The organism is Paenibacillus sp. CECT 9249, from assembly GCF_918697855.1.
In the GTDB taxonomy this organism is placed as follows: domain Bacteria; phylum Bacillota; class Bacilli; order Paenibacillales; family Paenibacillaceae; genus MSJ-34.
Window position 1 is genome coordinate 1 of the sequence record NZ_CAKKLI010000046.1, and the last position, 21,994, is coordinate 21,994.

Below are 21,994 nucleotides of genomic sequence, written 5' to 3' on the forward strand. Positions count from 1 at the left end.
GCCGGAAAGTCCAGTCCCAGATGAAATTTTCAAAGAACGAGCCTGGAAATTTCGAGGCCGTTTTCCATCCCCCTCAGGGGATGGAAACTAACCTATAAGAGCTTTCAAAAGATACTATACGAGGAGGTTAAAGTATGTTAAGGAAGAGTACGAATTCAGGTAGAAGGTCTGCGGTAATTACGGGGGTGTTATTAATAGCCGGGTTGGTTACAGGCATGTTTAGTGTTGTTCCTGTTATAGATGGAGCAGACTACCTTGTCAAGGCTTCTACAAATGAAAATCAGGTACTGATAGGAGCGTTTTTCCAGTTGTTAATGGTTGTTGCTTATGTTGGTATTCCTATTGTCATGTATCCGATTTTAAGTAAGCATAATCAAAGTTTAGCCCGTGGATCTGTTGCTTTCGGCATGATTGCGGGTGTGTTCATTATTATTGGTGTCATCATTCTTCTGTCGCTATTGACATTAAGCCACGAATTTGCAAAAGTTGCAACTCTGAATGGTTCGTATGTTCAGACTCTGGGCGGATTGTTGCGGGAAGGACGAGATTTGACGAATCATGTGGCAACGACACTCGCATTTGTTTTGGCTATGTTCTTATATAACTGCATATTTTATCAAACCAAATTAGTCCCACGTTGGTTGTCCGTTTCGGGTCTTATTGGGTCTATATTGTCCATATTGGCGAGCTTATTATTTATGATTCGCTTCATCGGTCTGGATGCAACCTACATGATGTTGAACATTCCAATTGCCTTTCAACAATTGATTCTGGCTATTTGGCTTATCATCGAAGGATTCAACCGGACGAAACAGGATTTTGTATCCAATTAAGATCGATGCCTTAGAAAAGAAGGTGTAACTGAAATGAATAAATCAGAACGTTTTTGGGACAAAACGGCAAGCAAATATGATCGATTAGAGATGAAGGATGAACAGACTTACATCAATATCATAAAAAGGACGAAAACGCATCTCAAAATAAGCGATATGGTTTTGGATTACGGCTGCGGGACTGGATTGATATCCAATGAAATTGCAGAATATGTGAAAGGGATTCATGCGGTTGATATATCTTCTTCTATGATAGCAATTGCGGAAAAAAAGGCAACGGAACGAAATATTGCAAATATAAATTATGCTCACTCGACCATTTTTGATGAAAGGTATAAGAAAGGCTCATTTGATGTCATCCTGGTCTTTCATGTGCTGCATTTGTTGGAAGATGAACATATCGTTCTACGAAGAATGAATGAACTGTTGAAACCCGGAGGATTATTGATTTCTGCGACACCATGCGTAGGAGAAAAAATATTTCTAAGAAACTTGTTACTCTTTGCAGGTAGAGTTGGTCTAGTACCGATTATAAGATCATTTAAAATACGCAATTTAATCGATACCATTGAGGAAGGCAATTTTTCAATTGTCGAGTCGGATTGCTTGAAGAAAAGTTCTCAGGAATATTTCATTGTTGCTAGGAAGATTTGAGGACTTGCTTCTATGAAAAAAAGCAGCTGGTCCTCTTGGCCGGCTGCTTTCAAGCTTGTTGAACTACTAACTAGATATCCTTGGACGGATTGATGAGGGCTAGCACCTGATGATCTTCCCACACCCCGTTAATCTTAACGTTGCTGCGCGCAATACCTTCTTTATGGAAGCCGGCATTCTCCAGAACGCGGATAGATCCGGGATTCCGAGGAGAAACTTCCCCGACGATCCGGTGAAACTTCAGCTCTTCGAAGGCATAGCGAACGACCTGCTTCACTGCCTCCGTCATATAACCCTTGCCGTTATAAGCCTGGTCTAAGTTGTATCCGATCATGCAGCTCTGAAGCGATCCCCGCACCACAAAGGACAGATCAACGTTGCCTATAATTTGGTCGTTCTCCTTGTGGCATATCACGAAGGAATATCTCCGATCCGATTCCCTGTCAGACTGACTCTTCATTATTGCTTGGAGCTGGTGCTCCTCCGTATAAAACTCTTCCGGGTTTTCTGGTGAAAACTTCCCGAAGAACTCCCTGTTGCGCTTGTACATCGCTGCCAATTCTGCGGCGTCCGCATCGTCAAGGAACCGGATGTATATTTGCTGCTCAGACATCTTACACCATCCCAGTTCATTTAATGATATTGTTTCTCGCTCTCTCTATTATGATTTTGGGCAGATCTTTGAATCAGTTTATATGATTTAAATAGAGGACACCCCCGCTCTCTTGAAACGGATGTCCGTCATATGGTGTGAAACGCTTTGGTTTCCACTTACAGTATAGATTCCCGGAGACTCCTGGGAAGATTTTTGACAACCAGATCGTAAGAATGGTCGATCATGTCGAAGATCTCCGACATTGGCAAGGAACCATCGATCGTAATGGTGTTCCAGTGGTTCTTGTTCATATGGTACCCTGGCCGAATAGCCTCATATTGCTCTCTCAAGTTTTCGGCAATCACCGGGTCGCATTTTAGGCTTATGTCAAAAGAATCCCCTTTGTCAGAAATAAGAGCGAACATCTTGCCGGCAACTTTGATCACCAATGGTTCGGGTCCGAAGGGATAATCCTTACTCGCTCCTTTCTTTCGCAAACAGTAATCGATGATACTTCTTTCCAAATCGGCACCTCTCCTTCGCAGATGACAAAGTATTTCACTATCAGGTTTACTTCTTTCGTTCATTCTACTCATAAATCGTAGATTTTTCCAGTACTAGTTTTGCGGCAACGAAAACGGGTTAAACCAAGCTTAACTCTCGTTGTATTATTACAACAACTCCTCTTCAATTTTACCCGAACCAGCACCCGTATGTTGTGATCGTCCGGCGGACGGTAACGGGTTAGGTTAAACTCAGGCGGCATAGGAAAGCGCTCTTCCAACACGGCAAGCTCCGTCATCCGCGACAATCGGAAATGGCGGATACCCCCGCTGCAATAACGTCTACTCGTCCGCTCCGATATTCACGAAAGCTCCCTGCACTCTAGGTTCACCGTCAATATCGCAATCTCCGATTATCGCCCTATCCGTGTATCCTGCATCAATTGCAGGAGATGTCGGCTTCAAGTGGAAATCATTGCCCGTTTCATTGGCAAATTGAGGATCAACGAACAACGAATGCGCATCATTTCCCGTAGCAGATTGATAGGAGGCGAATCCGGTGCGAAGCTTGTTTTTCCACTTCCACAAGCTGCCCGCGCTGCCGGCCGGCCCGAAATACAGGTTATAATCGACCACGTTGCCCCTATTCTTGGTGTACTCGTTATAGATCAGGTAATTGGAGAAGGATGCAACCATAATATTGTTTTTGATCACATTGTTTTTCGTATTGTACTGGAGCAGCAACTGTCCGCCGGTTAACCCTACGATATCATTTTTATACAACGTGTTATTAACGATCTTGCTATTCACAGTGGAACCCAGGCCTGTTTCATACCCGCCCATCGCAATACCGGTATAACGATTCTTATATATGATATTATTGCGAACAGTGATATTGCTGGTTGAGCGATTCTTGTGCTCCGAAGCGATTTCTACGCCAATATCGTTGTTATAGCTGTAGTTCCGCTCAATGACGGTATCTTTACCGCCATCGACGTAGATTCCGCCAGCAGAATTACTATCGTTTGGAAGTTTTATGCCGTACGACGGATTGTTGTTGGATGATATGTTATATATGATATTTCCTTTAATAAGTCCGTTGCGCGCCTGATCGTAGGCCGCGCTGGGCGCTGTGTTTTCAAAGCCGATCACATCGATGCCGATATTATCGTTGTCGTGAATCCGGTTGTTCGTAATGGCAAACGTATCTATGTTGCCGTTCACGACAAGCGATTCGCTGGAGCCGAGCACGAGATTGTACAGTTCATTGCCGTCGATCGTAATGTTGTTGATCGATCTGTTTTCGGTGCCGTACACGGCGATGCCGTGCGCATCCCGTCCCAGCAGTTCCTTGCCCGATGGGGTTGCCGTGTTTTTGATGTTATGCACCTTATTGTTCAAGATGCTGATGTTGCTGCCGCTCCCTTCGACGTAAATGCCGACAGGCACCTTATTGCTAGTCGACGTCGTAAAGTTTCGGATCTCGAAGCCTTTGATCGTAATATAGCCGGCATTGATAATTTGCACGAGTCCTTCCTGGCCGGTGACGGACAGACCGGTACCGTCAATGACCGGCAGCTCCGAAGCATAATTCGTGAATGTAATCGGGCCTGCGGCAGCCGAGCCTGAGCGCGTAATGCTCAGCTTCTTGTTATATGTACCTCCGCGCACATAGACCGTACTTCCCGGCATGGCTACGTCGGCAGCGTGCTGCATCGTTTTCCAAGGAGATTCGAGCGTTCCGGCATTCGAATCGTTGCCGTTCGGAGATACATAATACTCTGCTCCTGACGTCGAAGCATCCGACGGGGCCGCATTTCCAAGGGCAAGCCCTAAAGTGGCGACGCCCAAGGCAATCAACATGAGTCTGCCCAATTTCAACACTAACTATCAACTCCTTCGAATTTTTAAAACAATTGTTTCAACATCCGCCTCCAAAATAATAATTAAATGTAACATATGACCGTGGCGAATACAATTCCTGCAAAAGAGTCGATTTCATCAATACCGCCGGCGGCTGACGACCCGTCGAGTAGGCTATACGAAACGTAAACACGCTAATCGCCTGTAAATCACCTTTTAGCTGGTGTAACGAAACTGAAACAACCTAATGAGGGGAAAAAACCGGTAAAACGGCCGATTTCCAAGGAATAACGATAAGTACTTTCGTTAGGATGGGAACGACTTCATTTTGAATCCAATAAGGATTGTCGGTTTCGTTAGCGCCAAACTAAGCAGCGTAGATCCGAGCGGATCGCCCCATGTGAATCAGGCCCCCCCTTTTTTTGTATTCATCGTCGTATCAATGTTATTCGTTTCAGGATCGAAACGGAAAAATACGTCCCTATCCTCCGTTTCCGTATAAAAGATCAATTTGCCGTTTTCCCAGAAACGAACGTGCACCGCCTGAGGTGCAATCCCTTGAATTTGCCGGGATAATATTGTTTTTTGTCCACGATGCAAATGATAAACGACAGTATCCTTATTTCCGTTTATTTCCATATCAATCGCAACGTATTTTTGTTCGTCATCGATGATCATCATACTTGAACTTTGGGCTTCATGAAATGTATCTATTTCTTTAAATTGCTTTTCTTCAATATCGTAACTGAGCAAGCTAAGCGCAGTCACAGCGTCTTGTTTCCGTTTTAAGGTAAACCATAATGTTTCTGTAGATTCTTGATATACGATGTTGCAGATTTCCTCATCCGTCCATTTATCTTTCTTGGGCAAATCCTTCAGCTCCAGTAAAGGCTGCTGTTCTCTGACGCCATTTACAGTCTTGTATATGGCCTCTCCCCACATACTAATTTCGATATCGACTTTTTCTTCCATATTGTCAATCCTATACCCTTTCGGACCATCTGAAAGAAAATAACGCGTCTTGATAATTTGATAATAAGGGTCGGCATAAGATAAATAAGTTTCGGCATCAACAAATGTTTCTCCATCAAGCTTGCCGCTGTCTATCAGTTTGTACCCGATTTGCCGCGGGCTCGTTCCTTTTAAATATCCTGGATCATAGCTGAAAAAGGAATGCGCGTAATCTTCATCCCGATAAATAAGCGCTTGTATCGATCCTTTTACAATATCTTCCGGTTCCGGTTTCGCTGTTGTAAGTTCGAACCGCATCAGTTTCTTCCATACCTCATTCGTATGAAAAATTTTATACACAAACAAGGTCCGATCATCCCGGCTCCATGTCGGCTGTTCAAAAGTATATCGAGCCTGCTGCTTCCCTTCGATCATCTCGCCTGTCTGCCGGTCCCAAGCTTCAGCAAGCTGGTTCTCCGTCAGCTGTTTTTTTGTTTTAAAATTCGTATCCGCGATCCATACGTCTTCAAGCAATGGCTCGCCTTGCGATTTGACATAGGCCACATAAGAGCCGTCGTTGGAGACAGCAGGATATTTTCCGGCATCGAGCACAGTCTCCTCTCCGTTATTCAAATTTCTTGAAATGATCTTATTATTTCTTTCGAAAAACAGAGTATTTCGGCCTGACACGTAAGAGGGATACATTCCCTCCGCTATATAGTCGATCTCTCCCTTTTTTACGTCTAACTCCGCAATTAGGCCTGGGAGATTTTCCTCGTCATGTTCATTGAATTCCATCCTTTTGACAAAGGCAATTCGTGTTCCGTCCGGCGACCAAGAGGGCGTTTCATAGAAGCCCTGTTCCTTCCCTCCTTGAAGGAGAAGTCGGTTTGTCTTGAGATCGACCTCATACAAATACAAGCTTCCCTCCTGAACATATACTAACTGTTTTCCATTTGGAGATACGCGAACAAAACGGATATCCCCGTCCGCCAATTTATGAAAACCATGATTCCCGTATGCGTATAACCCTTTTTCTTGTAATGGAAAATAGATCGTTCCTTCATATTCTGCTACCCCTGCACTATTTTCTTTACCTAATTGTTCTATAAGAGAAAATTGATTGGATAATTGCAGGGAAGCTGCTTCTACTTTCGGTATACTCTGTTCTGACTGCCATACCGTATTCAACATAACAAGACAAAGTAATGCAGCCGCAATAACTGTCCAACGTAATAGGTATTTCTTCTTGCGATTACGCATAAACGAGTTACGAAGTTGTTCCTTCAATTCTTCGTTAACGGGAAGACCCTCTTTAAGCCGCTTAACCGTATCATTCCATTGTAAGTCGTTCATCTTTCACCCTCCATGCACTGGTTAATCCATAGAGCCATTTTTTGTCTAATTCGTTGCGATTTCATTTTTAACCATTGCTCCGCTTTGCCGACAATCTCACCTACTTCCGCATATTTCAGTCCGACAATATATTTCAGATTAATCAGTTCTCGCTCATCCGGAGTAAGGGAGAGCAATGATTCTTCTAAACAGCCGTTCCTCCTGTCCGTTTCTTGGAAAAACAGCGAAACCTGCGTATAGCCATATACCTCAGGATCATGTCCATAGGCTATTTCTTTTCTTTTCCGGTAATAATCAATCACCGTATAGCGGGAAATGGTTAGCAACCATGATTTCTGGTTAGATGCTTCTTTGTTTAGCATATGAAATTTCTGGAACGCTTTTCGGAATATTTCGCTAACGAGATCATCCGTATCCCATCGGTTCCCTGTTTTAAACAGTACAAAGCGATAAATATCATCAAAATATTGATCATACATCGCTACAAACTTTTCGTGCACAAAAAAATCCCCCCTTTCATGAACAATAAACGTTTTGCACCCATAAAAGGTATCACTCGCCGGGAAAATTACGCAAAAATTAATTTCTAGGACAATTCTCGAGTCGAATCAGGAAGATCCGAAGAAGAACGGCCGGATGTAAGTCATTTCGAAGAATTTATAAGAAATAAAACGGAAGAGCAGCCCTTGTTATAGGACTGCTCTTCCTTTAGCTGATCTTTCCAATTCATTTCTTTCCGCTGTGTCTAACGGCCTTCATTCGCTCGGTCCATAATCTCCTGAACGATCGCAGTTTTGGCATCCGCGTAATGCTGCACGTGCCGCCATACACGCTGGGCCAGGTCACGCTTGGCGCGTGCGTAGTGATCCCGGTCGGTGTCGTTTGACCGCAGCCAATCGCGGAAGCGCAGCATTCGTTCGATCTCAGTCGCGCCCGCACTGAACACGTGAAGATTGAGGTCGGTATCGGGACCCTTAAACATACGGTGCTCGAACCACTCGGGCTCCCGCACCCGCAGCGTGTAACCGGCCGCTTCCAGAGCCGGGACATAGGCCGTCTCGTCGGCGGAGTCCGCTACGACGAGCAGCATGTCGATGATCGGCTTGGCACAGAGCCCCGGCACAGAGGTCGAGCCGACATGCTCGATCCGTAATGCCTTATTGCCGAGCGCGGAACGAACACGGTCAGCCTCCCGTTCGAACAGTTCAGGCCAGCGCGGGTCGTACTCGACGAGAGTGATCGTCGCGTTATGAGGTTTCCGTTCTCCCACCGTGATCTTCTGAAGATCCTCATCGCTGATCGGCGCTGCATTGGAACCGTCTTGCATCGATGGCATCTAAATCCACCCCCTCGTTATCCATTTTCGGTAAACATAATCGTGCAATCTTCGAAATTGCTAAGCCTTTCATTATACCATGTCAGAATAATTGTAACAATAGCCAATTTTCACACGCATCTATGCCGGATTTGACCACTCATATAATTAGCCGTTTACAGCCGGAATAATGCATTCCTTAATCAAGTTCCACCGATCGCGCGGATTCATGATGAATTCCGATGCAATGGCTATGACCAGGTCCTGTCCCGGAATGCAACAAATGATGTTCCCGCCATCGCCTAGCGCCAAGTATGCGGAAACTCCATCCTCTTCGCGCAACCACCATAGATAGCCGTAATGATTCGGGTTCATAGCTACGGATTCGTCAACCCACGTTCCCGGAATTACCTGATGATTGTCCCAATTGCCGCGGTGTAGATATAGAAGCCCAAAGCGCGCCATATCGCGGGGAGTCAGCGTAAGCCCCCATCCTCCTGTGGAGTTGCCGTTCGGATCATGAACCCATCCTTTCACGTTTTTTCCGAACAGATCGTCAAACCCAAACGATTGCATTGTAACATCCGGGATTTCTTTCATGCCGATGGGCGAAAATAAGCGTTCGTTGGCAAACTCGCGTGCGCTCTGCCCGGTGCTGCGCGTAATAATGGCTGATAGCAGGTGCGCGCCTGCGGTGGAATATTTGAAGGCTCCCAGATTGCCTCCTTGCCCCAGCATATCCAGCGTATACCGAACCCAATCAGGCTGCATGCACATCTTGTCCAACGGTTCGCGCCAATCCTCAAACGGATAAGGAGCCGTCATCGTAAGAAGATGGCGCACGGTGATTGCTCGTTTCTGCCGATCGGCGGCATCGGAAGCATATTCGGGGAAAAAATCCAGCACCTTTTGATCTGCATTTTGAATATACCCTGCATCGATAGCAATGCCAATGAGAGCGGATAGGATACTTTTCGTGACGGATGCGACATGATGCGTATCATCCGGGCCATGGCCGCGATAATATTTTTCATAAGCGATAAATCCGTTTCTCACTATAACAACAGCACTAATATTGCTGTAATCGGACTGGATCGCAGGCTCAAGCTTTGACAGCTTGTCTGCGTCCATTCGCAAGCTTGCCGGGTCGGCGGATTGCCAATCTGTCGTTGGCCAATCGTTTCTAACCATGATCGACACCTCTCTATAGACTTTTTTTGGATTTACTTTGCCAGCGTAAAGATAATTGTTATTTTTTCTTCACCGGAAAATACACTTCGGTAACAATCTCCTCTGCAGCCGCAGCTTGGTCGGGATTGGTTGCATATACTTCATAGGGTGAATTGATCAGTTCGTATCCTTCGTTTTCTACCCATTCCCGTAGCTTGGCATATACCGACGATAATCCCGAATAAGAACCATGAAACACAGACTTGGCACAAAGGCTGCCGGGCAAATCTCTCGTTCCCTTGACATACTCCTGAATCGGGATGGCAAACTCCGTGTCGTTGCCGGCCGGATTGTATTCAGCGCTGTGATATATCGTCATCGGCGTGCCAAGCAAGGTGAGTTGTTCCGTCGCAATCTTCTCATATAGCTTGCCGATATGCTTTCCATATCCGAGAGCATAATCGTCCTTGCTCATCATCTTGCGTATGGATAGGATATTCATTGGCCGGGTCTCAACCAGTTGCACTTCGATATGATCCAGGAATGACATCATGGGTATCCCCTGCTCCAAATTTACAAGATCACCGCTCAACTGGTTCAGGGTAGATTCAAGCGCATGCAGCTTTTCCTGTATCTCTTTTCTCTTGCGATGAAGAGCGGAACAAAGCTTCTCCTCCGACTGATCCTCCTCCCATTCCAGCATGGCTTTAATTTCTTCCAGAGAAAAATGATACGATTTCAAACGGTTGATGTAGAGCATTGTTTTCAGTTGCCGGATGGAATAATATCGATAACCGTTCTCAGGATGAATCTCGTCGGGATGAATTAATCCGATTTCGTCATAATATCGCAGTGTTTTGGCAGATACTTCGCATATCTTCGAGAATTCTCCAATCGAAAGCAAGGGGTCGCCTCCATTCTACATTTTTAAAATCTCCTCATACGCTGATCGTTTGCTAGCTTCCATTCCACTGTACATCTTCCCCTTAGGGTAAAGTCAACGGCATTTCTATTCAGAAAAAAAAGCCGACCATTTTGGACGACTTTTCATCATAGACAGTTTTTACTCTTGGGAGGCTTCCTCCGGCAGCGGCATGCCTGCTTCGACCAGTCGCTTGTTGCCGATGAAAAAGGCGGTCATTACGAGCATGAACAGTCCGGTACCGATCAGCAGCCATTCGATCTTGATCATATCGGCCAGCGGTCCGAATATCAACATCCCGATCGGCATCATGGAAGTCGAGATCATCCCGAAGACGCCGAATATGCGCCCTAAATAATTGGCGTCCACCTTCTCCTGGAGCAAGACGGTCGTCGGCGTATTGAAAATCGGCATCGCGAATCCGAACACAGCCATCACGGCCAAATAAATCCAGAAGACATGCATCATGCCGAGCAAGAATGTGCACACGCCCATAATAAGGCTGGCGAACGTCATCGTGTACACTTTATTTTTGAAACCGCCCCACGACGCGATGATGCCCCCGCCCGCCATCATGCCGACGGAAAACGCAATCTCGATAGCGGTCAGACGCCATACCTCCTCCCCGAAGCTGCGCGTCACTTGCAATGGAGTCAAAAAGGCGGCAGGCGCCATGAACACGAAGAAAAAGGCGAAGAAGATAAAAAATGTTTTTAAAAAGGCATGCTGTCTAATATAGGCCAGACCCTGTTTGAAATCGTCCAGGTAGCCCGTCGTTTGCGTATCGGCCGCCTTTTCATGCAACGGAATGTTGAGGAAGAAAAATAAAGTAAAGATCGCGATCGCCGCTGTAACGACGTCGATGAAAAAAATCATCTCGATCGTCGCCATCGTAAGCAGCGCCGCGCTGACGATGGGTGCAACAAACATGATGAGCGCTTGAAGGCTGCCGTTGATGCCGTTTACTTTCGTTAGCTTGTCTTGCGGCACGATTTGCGGCAAAATCGCCCCGACCGCTGGCGTCTGAATGCCTGCCCCTAGCGCGCGTACCGCAGCGATAATGAACAGCAGCCAGGTCGCTTGGTAGCCGAGCAAAAACGTAACGGCCAATATAAGCGTAACAACGGCAATCATGGCATCCGCAATGATGATGAGCGATTTGCGGTTGAACCGGTCCGCCCAAACGCCCGCGAACGGCGATAACAAGAACGTCGGAATGAATCCGCAAATAATATACAACGTCATCATGATGCCTGACTGCGTAGTTAGCGTAATATACCACATAATGGCATATTGCACCAGGGAAGAACCAAACAACGAGAGCGTCTGGCTGCTTAGAAAGAGAATGATGTTCCTTTTCCAATGCATCTTCTTGTAATCTTCGGTTTGTGACATCGTTTCTGACCCCTTTTGTGCCGATTACCCGAAAGAAAAGGTTTATCGATCGGCCGATTCGTGATAAACTATCCCTTGATTTAGTTTTACCATAAAATGAAGCGGGCCATTTCTTCTCTATTGCTCAATATTTCTTCATCCCTTAATTCATCGGATTAATGATACCGTAAAGAACCATATCTTCAAAAGAGCCCTCTTTGCAAACATGCTCTTTTAGAGTGCCTTCGTATGTCATTCCGCACTTTTTCATTACATTTCCGGATGCGGGATTAGATTTAAAATGACGTGCATAAACGCGATGATAATTCTTTTCTTTGAAAACAAATTCAATTATTGCCTTGGCTGCTTCTGTCGCATATCCGTTTCCCCAGTGTTCTTCACCTATCCAGTAACCCATTTCGCCGTTATAGTCTTTTTTATGATTGGAAATACCAATGGCACCATATAACTGTCCGCTATTTTTGTCTGTTATCGCGAATTCATACATTCGGTCCAATTCAAAGTTCTGCTCATGATCGGCAATCCATGAAAGAGCGCATTCCAAAGGGTAGGGATATGGCAAACTCAATGTGCTTTTGCATACATTGTAATTATTACACAATATGGTGACATTTTTTGCATCGGATTCATTAAATAGACGCAGAAGCAATCGGTCCGTTACGATTGTTCTTTCAGTTTGACTATAAATCATGAGTTTCTCTCCATTCAAAAATAAATTAATTTTGCCCCTTGACGGGATACGCCATGGTTGACATAAGTGCGTTCTCCGCTTGCGTTGAATCCAATCGACTGTATTGAACAACGATGGGGATATTGCTTTGAATTTGCATGGCATAGGGGACGCCGACCGGGATCGACATGCCGCCTTTATGAAGTGAAGAGGTTCGGATATGCTTGGTGCGTCTTCCGGGGACAACGTAAGGAATTTCCGGGATCGGCTCTTGATCTTCGAAAAAAATGGTGATGTGCATCGTTGCTTCTTCAGAAGAGCAATTGACTACGCATATTGATTCATGGCTAGTTAATTTGCCGGAGCTGTCCGGCGGAATGAAACCGTCGGGAATGATCCACTGGGTTTCGCCTATCGCTTTATGCATCGATTTGGTGCCTCCTATCAATCTATGGTTTATTCAAACATATATAAATCTTTTTGATGACCTAATCCATCGCTTTTCGAATGTCATAATCGTTAAGATCGATATCAATAGGCATTCCTAGCGCCATCCTGGCGAGCTGGCTTCCGAGAAAGGGGCCCATCGTCAATCCGGACGCTCCGAGTCCGTTGGCAGCGATCAGGCCGTCCCAGCCGGGAACAGCGCCGAGTACCGGCAGAAAATCGGCTGTAAACGGGCGAAAGCCGACTCGTACCTCCTGAAAAGTACAATTTGCTAAACCAGGCGCATATTCCAATCCTTTATTCAGGATTTCCTGCATGCCGCCAGCTGTCACTCTTGTATCATAGCCTTCGATTTCATTTTCGTGAGTCGCCCCTATCACGATCTTTCGCCGATCAAACGCCAACAAATATTGATCGGACGGCGGCATCACTACCGGCCAATCGCCTGTATCCTCCCTATCGGGAATCTGTAAGTGCATGATTTGCGCTTTTTGATAACGAACCTGAAAATTGATGCCTAAAGGCTGCATCAGTTGATTGGCCCATGCACCCGCGCAAACGATGATAACGTGGGCCGCGAAGGTTTCCGTACCGACAGCGACTCCGGTTACACGGTTCGACTGAACTTGAAGCACGGCATCCCCGTCCCTAAGGACAGCCCTGTTTCTCTGCGCCGATCGCAGCAGCGCTTCGCGCAGAGCACGGCCGTCAACCCGGGCGGCTCCGCTAATATGAACGGAATGATAACCTTCCGCGAGCAGAGGAAACAACGTTCGGGTTTCTTTTTCATGAAGCCGCGTAATGTCGCCGATTTCCGGCGCATCCGCTTTTCGCAGGTTTGCCCTCTCCTCCATCTTATCGATTTTCTCCAAATCGTCATGAATGCTAAGAGCGCCCACTTGGGCATAGCCGGTTTCCGTTTCTCCTTCGCTTTGGAGCTCTTCGATCAAGCCGGGGTAAAAACGAGCGCCGGCCTTTGCCAGCCGGTACCAAGCCTGGTTGCGTCTTTGCGACAGCCAAGGGCATATGATGCCGGCGGCGGCATCCGTTGCCTGTCCGTTATCTTTTCGGTCTATGATCAGGACATCCGCCCCCATTTTTGCCAACTGGTATGCTGTCGATGCCCCGAGAATTCCCGCTCCGACGACAATGACTTTTTTCATCATTTCTTTCCTTTCATTCAATCGCTGTATTCATTATAATTTTTCCGGATCGGTTTCGGCTTGCCTCCCAGGATATTTTTCTAGGCTATTAGCGTGTATACGTTCGTTAGCCCGAATGACGGGTCGTCAGCCGCCCGCGGTATGACGAAATTGACTCATTACGTCAATCTTTTCTTGAGCAGCAACTCATCGTCTTTCTCATAATTGCAGCGCTCATACGTTTTGATCGCCGTCTCGTTATCCATGCCGGTCAATACTTTAATCTCCGCAACGCCGCGAGAAGCAAGATGTTCTTCCAAGCATGAAAGTATGGACGCGGCCGCTCCCTTTCTTCGCGCGGACGGTTCAATATACAATTCCGTTATTTCTCCTTGAAGCTCTTGGTAACAAAACGATTTGAAACTTTGCGCGCAACCAAACCCAACCACTTGGCCGCCCATCTCGGCGACGGCGATCAATTCATCGCTATTGCGCATACTGTCCGTAATTTCGGCTGCGCATCTTCTGTCTCCCCCGTTAAAATCTTGATTCAATCTCGCAAGCGCTCCCGCATCTTGTTCCGTTGCCAGCCTTACCTTGATTTCCAACTCTGAACACCTCTCCAGACCAACAAAATCTCGTTCATGAATACTCTAATTATAGGACATTTTGATTGCGAGCGGCAATTTGGCAGCGATATTTCCACCTGGTTAAAAACATGGCAACAGCCATCATGACGCAACCTGTTTTTGATTTGATTGAGAATGAAAGCGCTGCACATTACAATAAACTCAGTCGCCGGATGCGAATCATCCTTCCGGCCAATACTGAATATGGGGGTTCCAAATATGAGTAAACAGGCATCAGAACAAGCGGCTTCAGGCGGCGTCAAAGTTTCTGTGCAACGCTTCGGTCGGTTTCTCAGCGGAATGGTCATGCCGAATATCGGCGCCTTCATCGCGTGGGGACTTATTACCGCTTTATTCATCCCTACCGGCTGGATACCGAATGAAAGCCTAGCATCGCTGGTCGACCCGATGATTAAATATTTGCTGCCGCTTCTGATCGGTTATACCGGCGGCCAGATGATTCACGGCGTACGGGGAGGCGTCATCGGCGCAGTCGTGACGGTCGGCGTGATCGTCGGCGCTGGTATTCCGATGTTCCTCGGCGCCATGATCGTCGGTCCGTTCGCCGCTTGGGTATTGAAGAAGTTCGACAAATCGATCGAAGGCAAAATCCCTGCCGGCTTCGAAATGCTCATTAACAATTTCTCGTCGGGCATTATCGGCGGCGGATTGGCATTGCTCGCTTTCAAAGGAATCGGGCCCGTCGTCGAAGCGATCAGTAAAGTGCTCGCGAGCGGCGTTGATTTTCTGATCAACACCGGCCTGCTCCCTTTGGCCAACATTTTGATCGAGCCGGCGAAGGTATTGTTCCTGAACAATGCGATCAACCATGGCATTCTCGGGCCGCTCGCCCTTGAACAGGCGTCCAAAGCGGGCCAATCGATCATCTACATGCTGGAATCCAATCCCGGACCGGGACTCGGCATCCTGCTTGCTTACTGGCTCATCGGCAAAGGATCGGCGAAGCAATCGGCGCCGGGCGCCGCGATCATCCATTTCTTCGGCGGGATTCATGAAATTTACTTCCCGTACATTCTGATGAATCCGCGCCTTATTCTTGCGGCAATAGCAGGCGGCGTCGCGGGCACGTTCACCTTCTCAGTCTTGGGCGCAGGTCTTGTAGCCGCTCCATCGCCGGGAAGCATTATCGCCTACTTTACGATGACGCCCAGAGGCGGCCATTTTGCCATGCTGGCAGGCGTCGCGGTTGCCACGATCGTCTCCTTCTTCGTCGCCGCGCTGCTGCTCAAAACGAGCAAGCAAGCGGATAACGATAGCGACGGGCTGGAAGAAGCAACGAAGAGAATGAAAGAAATGAAAGCGACAGCGAAAGGCGAGGCTGCGCCCGCAGCTGAAGCGGCTGAAGCGGTACGGAAATCGAAAGATCAGGTGAGCAAAATTGTATTCTCCTGCGATGCGGGCATGGGTTCCAGCGCGATGGGCGCTTCCATCTTGCGCAAGAAGATTAACGCCGCAGGCCTTCCGATCACGGTCGTCAATACGGCGATCAACGATATTCCGGGCGATGCCGATATCGTCATCACCCATAAGACGCTGACTGACCGGGCCCGTCAGAAAGCGCCGAACGCAGAACATATATCGATTGACAATTTCCTGAAAAGTCCTGAGTACGACACGCTTCTGGAAAGACTAAAAGGCTGATCTATTTACGCCCTGCTTAACGCTGTCAGATATCTGTCGGCGTTAAGTTTATTTCTAGTCAAGGTGGTGATCTCGATCAAAGCGTCAACGAGGCAGCGCCGCATTATAGAACTGCTGCTTGATCGGAAACAGGAAATTACCGCGGCGGACATTGCCGCTATCGTCGGCACGAGCACAAGGACAATCCATCGCGAACTGCTCGAGATTGAGCCCATGCTCGAAGCCGGCGGTATCAAGCTTCACAAAATCGCCGGACTTGGCATTAAAGTCGAGGCCGATCCCGAGTCGCTGGCCAGCTTCAAGGCGGAAATCAACCGCAACGACCCGCTCGAATATTCGGCCGATGAGCGGAAAATTCTCATTCTTTGCCGCCTGCTCGATCATGACGAGCCGGTGAAACTGTTTGCGCTGGCGGCCGGGCTGCGCGTCACGATGCCTACCGTGACGCATGATCTGGATGAGCTGGAAGAGATGATTGCGAAACAAGGCTTGATTCTTGTCCGAAGAAGAGGCTACGGCGTCGAAATAACCGGACCCGAGACGGCTAAGCGCAGCCTGATCAGCTTGCTTGCACACAATTATTTGGACGATTCGGATGTGTTCGGACAATTCAAGGATCAAACGGTTGTCCATCCGGTTACGGCAGAGCTTTTGCGTATGGTCGGCAAAGCAAGTTTCATGAAGCTGGAACAAGCTTTGTGGGAGCTGAATGACGAGTGGCGAAGCACTTTATCCGAATCCGCTTATACCAGGCTGCTTATCAAGCTTTCGGTGGCGCTCACCCGCATCGGGCGCGGCTATCTGATTGCCTCGGGAAGCGACATTGGAGACGCTCCCCGCGATGACCGCTTTTTGAACCGGCTGCTTGCGGCATTGAAGCTGCAGCTTCCGGAGGAAGAGAAGCAATATTTCGCAAGCCTGATCGCTCAGGCGGAAGAACCGGACGATGCTCTTCTGATCTATCAGGGCGATATGCCCGTGATCGAGACCGTGACTTTGCTGATCCGTTATGTGCAAGAGCGAATCCATATGCCCTTGCTGCAGGACAGGTCGCTGGCCGAAGGGCTGATTCAGCATATCAAGCCGGCCTTCCAGCGCATTCGCGACGGCATTGCGATACGCAATCCGATGCTGGTGCCGATCAAGAAGGATTACGGACGTTTATTCTCGATCGTTCGCCAGGGCGTCAATGAACTCGTGCATCATCTCGAAGTGCCCGACGAGGAGATCGGCTATATCGTTATGCATTTCGGCGCCGCCTTGGAAAGATTAAAGCAATTTCCGAGAAAAATTCGCGCGGTTCTCGTCTGTACGAGCGGAATCGGCTCCTCCAAGCTGCTCGCCGTCCGCATTGCGAAGGAATTGCCCCAGATCGAACTGATCGGACATTACAGCTGGTATGAAGCGGCGAGACTGCCTTCAAGCCAATACGATTTGATCGTTTCGACCGTCGATCTGCCGTTGGAACCGGATCAATACATTAAGCTTAGCCCCCTTCTCACCCGGGAAGAAACGAGCAAGCTTCGTTCCCATATCGAAGGAACGACGCTCAAGAAGCTTGCTCCGGCGGACAACGGCGAAGGGGACACGGGCGAGCAAACGCCGCTCGACCGCCTCATGCTGCTGCAGTTGTACAGCGCGGAGATTTTGCGGCTTCTGGATGGGTTCCGCGTCCACGATTTGACTGTGAAACGGGACGAGACGAAGCTGGAGAGCCTGCTGCCGGAGATGATCGCGCTGCTCGGCCGGCAGGATACTTCGGAGAACGGCGATAAGATCGCGGCTCAACTGCTCGCCAGAGAGCGGCAAGGAAGCTTAGTTATCCCGGACACGGAATTGGCGCTTATTCATACCCGGAGCGAATGGATACGGGATCCGCTCCTGGCGCTGTACCGCTATAACGAGCCTCTTCTGATGAGCGAAGACGGATCGTCGGCCGCCAGACAGATTCTCATGATGCTCGGGCCGTTAAATCCGGGCAAATACGCTCTCGAGATTCTAAGCGAAATTAGCGCAATGCTGCTGCTGCCCGACACGGTTGAGGCGCTGACAAGCGGCGATACGTCAAGCATCAAAGCATTCATCTCCCACAAGCTGGAGCTATATATAAAAACAAAATTGGACTGGAGAGATTAAACCATGACGATGTTAGCCAAAGAAACGATTAGACTGAATGTGAACGTGAAGGATAAATACGAAGCGATCCGTTTTGCCGGACAACTGCTTGTCGATGCAGGACATGTGCCTGCGGAATATATCGATAAAATGATCGAGCGCGAAGAAGCTCTATCCACCTACATCGGCGGCGGCCTCGCCATGCCGCACGGCACTAACGATTCCAAGGCGATGATCCGTTCGACCGGCCTTGCGATTCTCGTCGTGCCGGACGGCGTCGAGTTCGGCGGCGACGAGCCCGCCCGGCTTATTATCGGTTTGGCGGCGGTCGGAGACGATCATTTGAATATTTTGACGAATGTCGCTATGCTTGTATCCGAAGAAGAAGATATGGAGCGAATTATGAACGCTTCTACGGAGGAAGAGCTTATCTCGATTTTCGCAGAGGGGATGCAAGGATGAGGGCCGTTCATTTCGGAGCCGGGAATATAGGTCGAGGGTTCATCGGTCTTCTCCTTCATCAATCGGGATACGAGATCTCATTCGTGGACGTCAATGACGCCCTCGTATCTCTCCTGCAGGAGAAAGGGCAATATACCGTCAAGCTGGCTAACGAACAGGCCGACACTTACCTCGTCGAGCATATTGCCGCCATTAACGGCAACAATATTCCGTCCGTCGCCGAAGCGATTGCCGATGCCGATCTCGTCACGACGGCAGTCGGCGTCTCGGTATTGAAGCATATAGCGGGCGCAATTGCCAAAGGAATTGAGCTGCGGCTCGCCGGAAGCAAACGCACGCAGCCTTTGCACATCATCGCATGCGAGAATGCGCTTGGCGGCAGCACGACGCTGAAGCGGCTCGTAGAAGAGCATCTTCCTGCGGAAGCGAAGGCGAAAGCCAAAGAGGTTGTCGCATTTCCGGATGCGGCCGTGGATCGCATCGTCCCCGTTCAGCAGCATGAAGACCCGCTGCTCGTTACGGTCGAGCCGTTCTACGAATGGACCGTAGACCGCTCCGCCGTTCTGCCGGGACACCGGGAAATCGCCGGCGTTCATTATGTCGACCGGCTTGAGCCCTATATCGAACGCAAGCTGTTTACCGTTAATACGGGACATTGTTGCGCCGCCTATCACGCTTATTTGAAAGGTTATACGACAATACAGGAAGCGATGAAAGATCCGTCCATTGTTACCGAAGTTAGAGGAGCCTTGCATGAATCGGGAACGGCACTTATTCAAACTTATCATTTCGATGAGGCGGCGCATGCCGCATATATCAAAACCATTCTGCATCGCTTTGTAAACCCTTATCTGATCGATGAAGTCGTGCGCGTCGGGCGATCTCCGATCCGCAAGCTCTCGCCGAACGACCGTCTCGTCCGCCCTGCCCTGCTGGCGCAGAAATGCGGAGTAGATGTCGCATATCTCGCCTCCGCGATGGCAGCCGCTCTTCGCTTCGATCCTGCGGACGACCCGGAAGCGGCGGAAATGCAGCAAACGATTCAAGAGCTTGGCGTACGGCAAGCGATAACGAAATATACGGGCCTCAGCGTTTCGAATCCTCTGCATCGGCAAATCGAGGACCAATACGAGAAGCTGGGACGGCTTCATTCGTAAACGGAAAGGAATGATCGAACGATGAAACAATCATTACAAGGCATTGGAGCGTCGCCGGGAATCGCGATCGCCCGCGCCTGCTTCCTCTCGTCCGAGCGGTACGTTCCGGAGAAGAGAACGATAACCGACGCAGCGCGGGAAGTTGGCCGATTTCGCGAAGCCATCGCCGTCGCGCAAGGGGAAATCGAAGCGGTCCGGGCTGCCGCCGAAGCGAAGCTAGGCGCCGAGAAGGCGGAAATTTTCGAAGGCCATCTGATGATATTGGAGGATCCGGACCTTGTCGATGCGATCATCGAGAAAATCGAAGGCGAATGCGTTAGCGCCGAGTTCGCTCTGTATGAAGTAGCGCAATCTTTCATAGAGTTGCTGCAGTCGATGGAAGACGAGTTGCTGCGCGGCCGCGCGGCAGATATCGAAGATGTATCCGGCCGCATTATGAGCCATTTGCGCGGCGTTCCGCATACGGATCTTGCAAATCTATCGGAGGAATGCATTATTATCGCGAGAGATTTGACGCCTTCGGATACGGCTCAGCTTAATCTAAACGTCGTTCGCGGCTTTATTACGGAAGTTGGCAGCCGTACGTCCCATGCCGCCATTATGGCCCGGTCTTTGGAAATTCCGGCTATTGTCGGCGCCGGCGCTTCCGTTCGCGCCATTCCGGAGCGTGCCGTCGTTGTCATGGACGCGAATGAAGGCATCGTCATTGCGGATCCTGCCGCCGAAGTGCTCGAACAATACCGGGAAAAGAAGCGAACGGACGACCTTCGCCGATCCGAATTGGAGAAGCTGAAGAATCGGCCTACCCTTTCGAAGGATGGCAAACAGGTAGAGCTCGCGGCCAATATCGGGAAGCTCGAAGACATTCAGCGGGCGATCGACAACGGCGCCGAAGGAATCGGGCTCTTCCGCACCGAATTCCTCTATATGGGCCGCAGTTCCTTGCCTTCGGAAGAAGAGCAATTTGCCAGCTATAAGTATGCGTTGGAGAAAATGAATCCGAAGCCGGTCGTCATCCGGACGCTCGACATCGGCGGCGATAAGGACCTTCCGTATATGGAACTGCCGAAGGAAACAAACCCGTTCCTCGGCCAGCGCGCGCTGCGCTTATGCCTGGAGCGGCAGGACCTGTTTCGCACACAGCTGCGGGCGCTGCTTCGCGCTAGCAGGTACGGCAATTTGAAAATTATGTTCCCGATGATCGCAGTACTCGAGGAACTTCTGGAAGCCAAGCGGCTGCTTGACGAGGAGCGCCGGAAGCTTCTTGCCGAAGGCGTGGAAGTGTCGGATACGATTGAAGTCGGCATGATGGTCGAAATTCCGGCCGCCGCCATATCCGCCGATTTGTTCGCCCCTGAGGTCGATTTTTTCAGTATCGGCACGAATGATTTGATACAATATACGATGGCGGCCGACCGCATGAACGAGACTGTCGCTTATCTATATCAGCCTTGGCACCCCTCCCTGCTGCGCTTAATTCGTCTTGTGATCCAAGCCGCGGCGAAGGAAGGCAAGCGGGTCGGCATGTGCGGCGAGATGGCGGGCGATTCAACCGCGATACCGCTTTTGCTCGGCCTCGGCCTGCATGAGTTCAGCATGAGTGCGGGTTCGATCCTCTCCTCGCGGGAACTGATCGGCCGGCTAAGCCGAGCGGAATGGTCCGATCATGCGAACAGGGCGCTCGGCATGCGCAGCTCAAAGGAAATTGCGCAATATGTAGAAACGATTAGAAACGGGGTGACCACATAATGGTTCGACAAACTTTCACGATGATCAATCCGACGGGCTTTCATGTCCGTCCGATCAAAACTTTCGTACAAACAGCCCTCTCCTTTCCTTGCAAGGTGAATGTCATCAACAAAGGCAAGCAGGTAAACGGCAAAAGCTCTTTAAGCATGCTGACGCTAGGAATCGCCGCGAATGAAGAAGTAACGCTCGAGATCGACGGCGAGCAAGAGGAGGAAGCGCTCGAAGCGCTCGGCAAATTGTTGACGGAAATTCACGAATAAGTTTTAAGGCGCCGGTACGATGCGGCGCCTATTTTCTTCTTTTGATATCAAAAAACGCCATTACGGCAGCGCATCATCTTATCTATCATTGCATCGTTCCAAATTTTCCGCAACGTACCTTCATCTCCGATTTTCCGCTTGCTT

At 49.0% G+C, this 21,994-nt stretch carries 21 protein-coding genes and 1 pseudogene; 8 read left to right on the forward strand and 14 right to left on the reverse strand.

Annotation, left to right across the window (positions count from 1 at the left end; all coding sequences use genetic code 11):
* Positions 1-134 precede the first annotated feature (134 nt).
* Positions 135-833: a DUF4386 domain-containing protein gene (locus tag LQ229_RS22110; protein WP_216541416.1), complete on the forward strand. Its 699-nt coding sequence runs from the start codon at positions 135-137 to the stop codon at positions 831-833.
* 33 nt (positions 834-866) lie between these two features.
* Positions 867-1,487: a class I SAM-dependent methyltransferase gene (locus LQ229_RS22115; RefSeq protein WP_216541417.1), complete on the forward strand. Its 621-nt coding sequence runs from the start codon at positions 867-869 to the stop codon at positions 1,485-1,487.
* A gap of 70 nt (positions 1,488-1,557) precedes the next feature.
* Here LQ229_RS22115 and LQ229_RS22120 read toward each other — a convergent pair whose 3' ends face one another.
* The 14 genes and pseudogenes from LQ229_RS22120 to LQ229_RS22185 all read right to left on the reverse strand — a co-directional run bounded on the left by LQ229_RS22120 (position 1,558) and on the right by LQ229_RS22185 (position 14,424).
* Complete coding sequence (locus tag LQ229_RS22120; protein ID WP_216541418.1) at positions 1,558-2,100, reverse strand: GNAT family protein; 543 nt, start codon at positions 2,098-2,100, stop codon at positions 1,558-1,560.
* Positions 2,101-2,258: 158 nt separating this feature from the next.
* Entirely contained in the window at positions 2,259-2,606 is a 348-nt protein-coding gene (locus LQ229_RS22125; RefSeq protein ID WP_216541419.1) for an MmcQ/YjbR family DNA-binding protein, read from the reverse strand.
* 170 nt (positions 2,607-2,776) lie between these two features.
* A pseudogene (locus LQ229_RS22130) lies at positions 2,777-2,908 on the reverse strand (WYL domain-containing protein); the annotation flags it as partial.
* Between the two features lie 19 nt (positions 2,909-2,927).
* Complete coding sequence (locus LQ229_RS22135; RefSeq protein WP_216541421.1) at positions 2,928-4,469, reverse strand: choice-of-anchor Q domain-containing protein; 1,542 nt, start codon at positions 4,467-4,469, stop codon at positions 2,928-2,930.
* Positions 4,470-4,853: 384 nt separating this feature from the next.
* Positions 4,854-6,755, reverse strand: a complete 1,902-nt coding sequence (locus LQ229_RS22140; RefSeq protein WP_230192936.1) for a hypothetical protein — start codon at positions 6,753-6,755, stop codon at positions 4,854-4,856.
* Positions 6,752-7,234, reverse strand: coding sequence for an RNA polymerase sigma factor (locus LQ229_RS22145; RefSeq protein ID WP_230192937.1), 483 nt, complete (start codon positions 7,232-7,234; stop codon positions 6,752-6,754). The genes LQ229_RS22140 and LQ229_RS22145 overlap by 4 nt, the downstream gene beginning before the upstream one ends.
* A gap of 266 nt (positions 7,235-7,500) precedes the next feature.
* Positions 7,501-8,091 carry a GrpB family protein gene (locus tag LQ229_RS22150; protein ID WP_216538986.1) on the reverse strand — a complete coding sequence of 197 codons (591 nt, stop codon included), beginning with the start codon at positions 8,089-8,091 and terminating at the stop codon, positions 7,501-7,503.
* 147 nt (positions 8,092-8,238) lie between these two features.
* Positions 8,239-9,261 carry a serine hydrolase gene (locus tag LQ229_RS22155; protein ID WP_230192938.1) on the reverse strand — a complete coding sequence of 341 codons (1,023 nt, stop codon included), beginning with the start codon at positions 9,259-9,261 and terminating at the stop codon, positions 8,239-8,241.
* A 58-nt stretch (positions 9,262-9,319) separates the two neighbouring features.
* Positions 9,320-10,144: a MerR family transcriptional regulator gene (locus LQ229_RS22160; RefSeq protein ID WP_216538984.1), complete on the reverse strand. Its 825-nt coding sequence runs from the start codon at positions 10,142-10,144 to the stop codon at positions 9,320-9,322.
* A 159-nt stretch (positions 10,145-10,303) separates the two neighbouring features.
* Positions 10,304-11,557, reverse strand: a complete 1,254-nt coding sequence (locus LQ229_RS22165) for an MFS transporter (RefSeq protein WP_216538983.1) — start codon at positions 11,555-11,557, stop codon at positions 10,304-10,306.
* 142 nt (positions 11,558-11,699) lie between these two features.
* A complete protein-coding gene (locus LQ229_RS22170; protein ID WP_216538982.1) occupies positions 11,700-12,248 on the reverse strand; it encodes a GNAT family N-acetyltransferase in 549 nt (182 codons plus the stop codon).
* 25 nt (positions 12,249-12,273) lie between these two features.
* Positions 12,274-12,654 (reverse strand): sensory rhodopsin transducer, encoded by a 381-nt coding sequence (locus tag LQ229_RS22175; protein WP_216538981.1) that lies wholly within the window; start codon positions 12,652-12,654, stop codon positions 12,274-12,276.
* 61 nt (positions 12,655-12,715) lie between these two features.
* Entirely contained in the window at positions 12,716-13,837 is a 1,122-nt protein-coding gene (locus LQ229_RS22180) for an FAD-binding oxidoreductase (RefSeq protein ID WP_230192949.1), read from the reverse strand.
* A 158-nt stretch (positions 13,838-13,995) separates the two neighbouring features.
* Positions 13,996-14,424, reverse strand: coding sequence for a GNAT family N-acetyltransferase (locus LQ229_RS22185; RefSeq protein ID WP_216538980.1), 429 nt, complete (start codon positions 14,422-14,424; stop codon positions 13,996-13,998).
* 240 nt (positions 14,425-14,664) lie between these two features.
* On the opposite strand from LQ229_RS22185, the gene LQ229_RS22190 reads away from it, so the two are divergent.
* The 6 genes from LQ229_RS22190 (at position 14,665) to LQ229_RS22215 (ending at position 21,850) form a co-directional block, all read left to right on the forward strand.
* Positions 14,665-16,107, forward strand: coding sequence for a PTS mannitol transporter subunit IICBA (locus LQ229_RS22190; protein WP_216538979.1), 1,443 nt, complete (start codon positions 14,665-14,667; stop codon positions 16,105-16,107).
* Between the two features lie 66 nt (positions 16,108-16,173).
* The gene (locus LQ229_RS22195; RefSeq protein WP_230192939.1) at positions 16,174-18,243 is read left to right on the forward strand and encodes a BglG family transcription antiterminator; all 2,070 of its coding nucleotides are present in this window, start codon (positions 16,174-16,176) and stop codon (positions 18,241-18,243) included.
* 3 nt (positions 18,244-18,246) lie between these two features.
* A complete protein-coding gene (locus LQ229_RS22200) occupies positions 18,247-18,684 on the forward strand; it encodes a PTS sugar transporter subunit IIA (RefSeq protein ID WP_230192940.1) in 438 nt (145 codons plus the stop codon).
* A complete protein-coding gene (locus LQ229_RS22205) occupies positions 18,681-19,841 on the forward strand; it encodes a mannitol-1-phosphate 5-dehydrogenase (RefSeq protein WP_216538976.1) in 1,161 nt (386 codons plus the stop codon). The genes LQ229_RS22200 and LQ229_RS22205 overlap by 4 nt, the downstream gene beginning before the upstream one ends.
* Before the next feature lie 21 nt (positions 19,842-19,862).
* A complete protein-coding gene (gene ptsP, locus LQ229_RS22210; protein WP_230192941.1) occupies positions 19,863-21,590 on the forward strand; it encodes a phosphoenolpyruvate--protein phosphotransferase in 1,728 nt (575 codons plus the stop codon).
* Positions 21,590-21,850: an HPr family phosphocarrier protein gene (locus tag LQ229_RS22215; RefSeq protein ID WP_230192942.1), complete on the forward strand. Its 261-nt coding sequence runs from the start codon at positions 21,590-21,592 to the stop codon at positions 21,848-21,850. Before ptsP ends, LQ229_RS22215 begins: the two co-directional genes overlap by 1 nt.
* Positions 21,851-21,994: the final 144 nt, after the last annotated feature.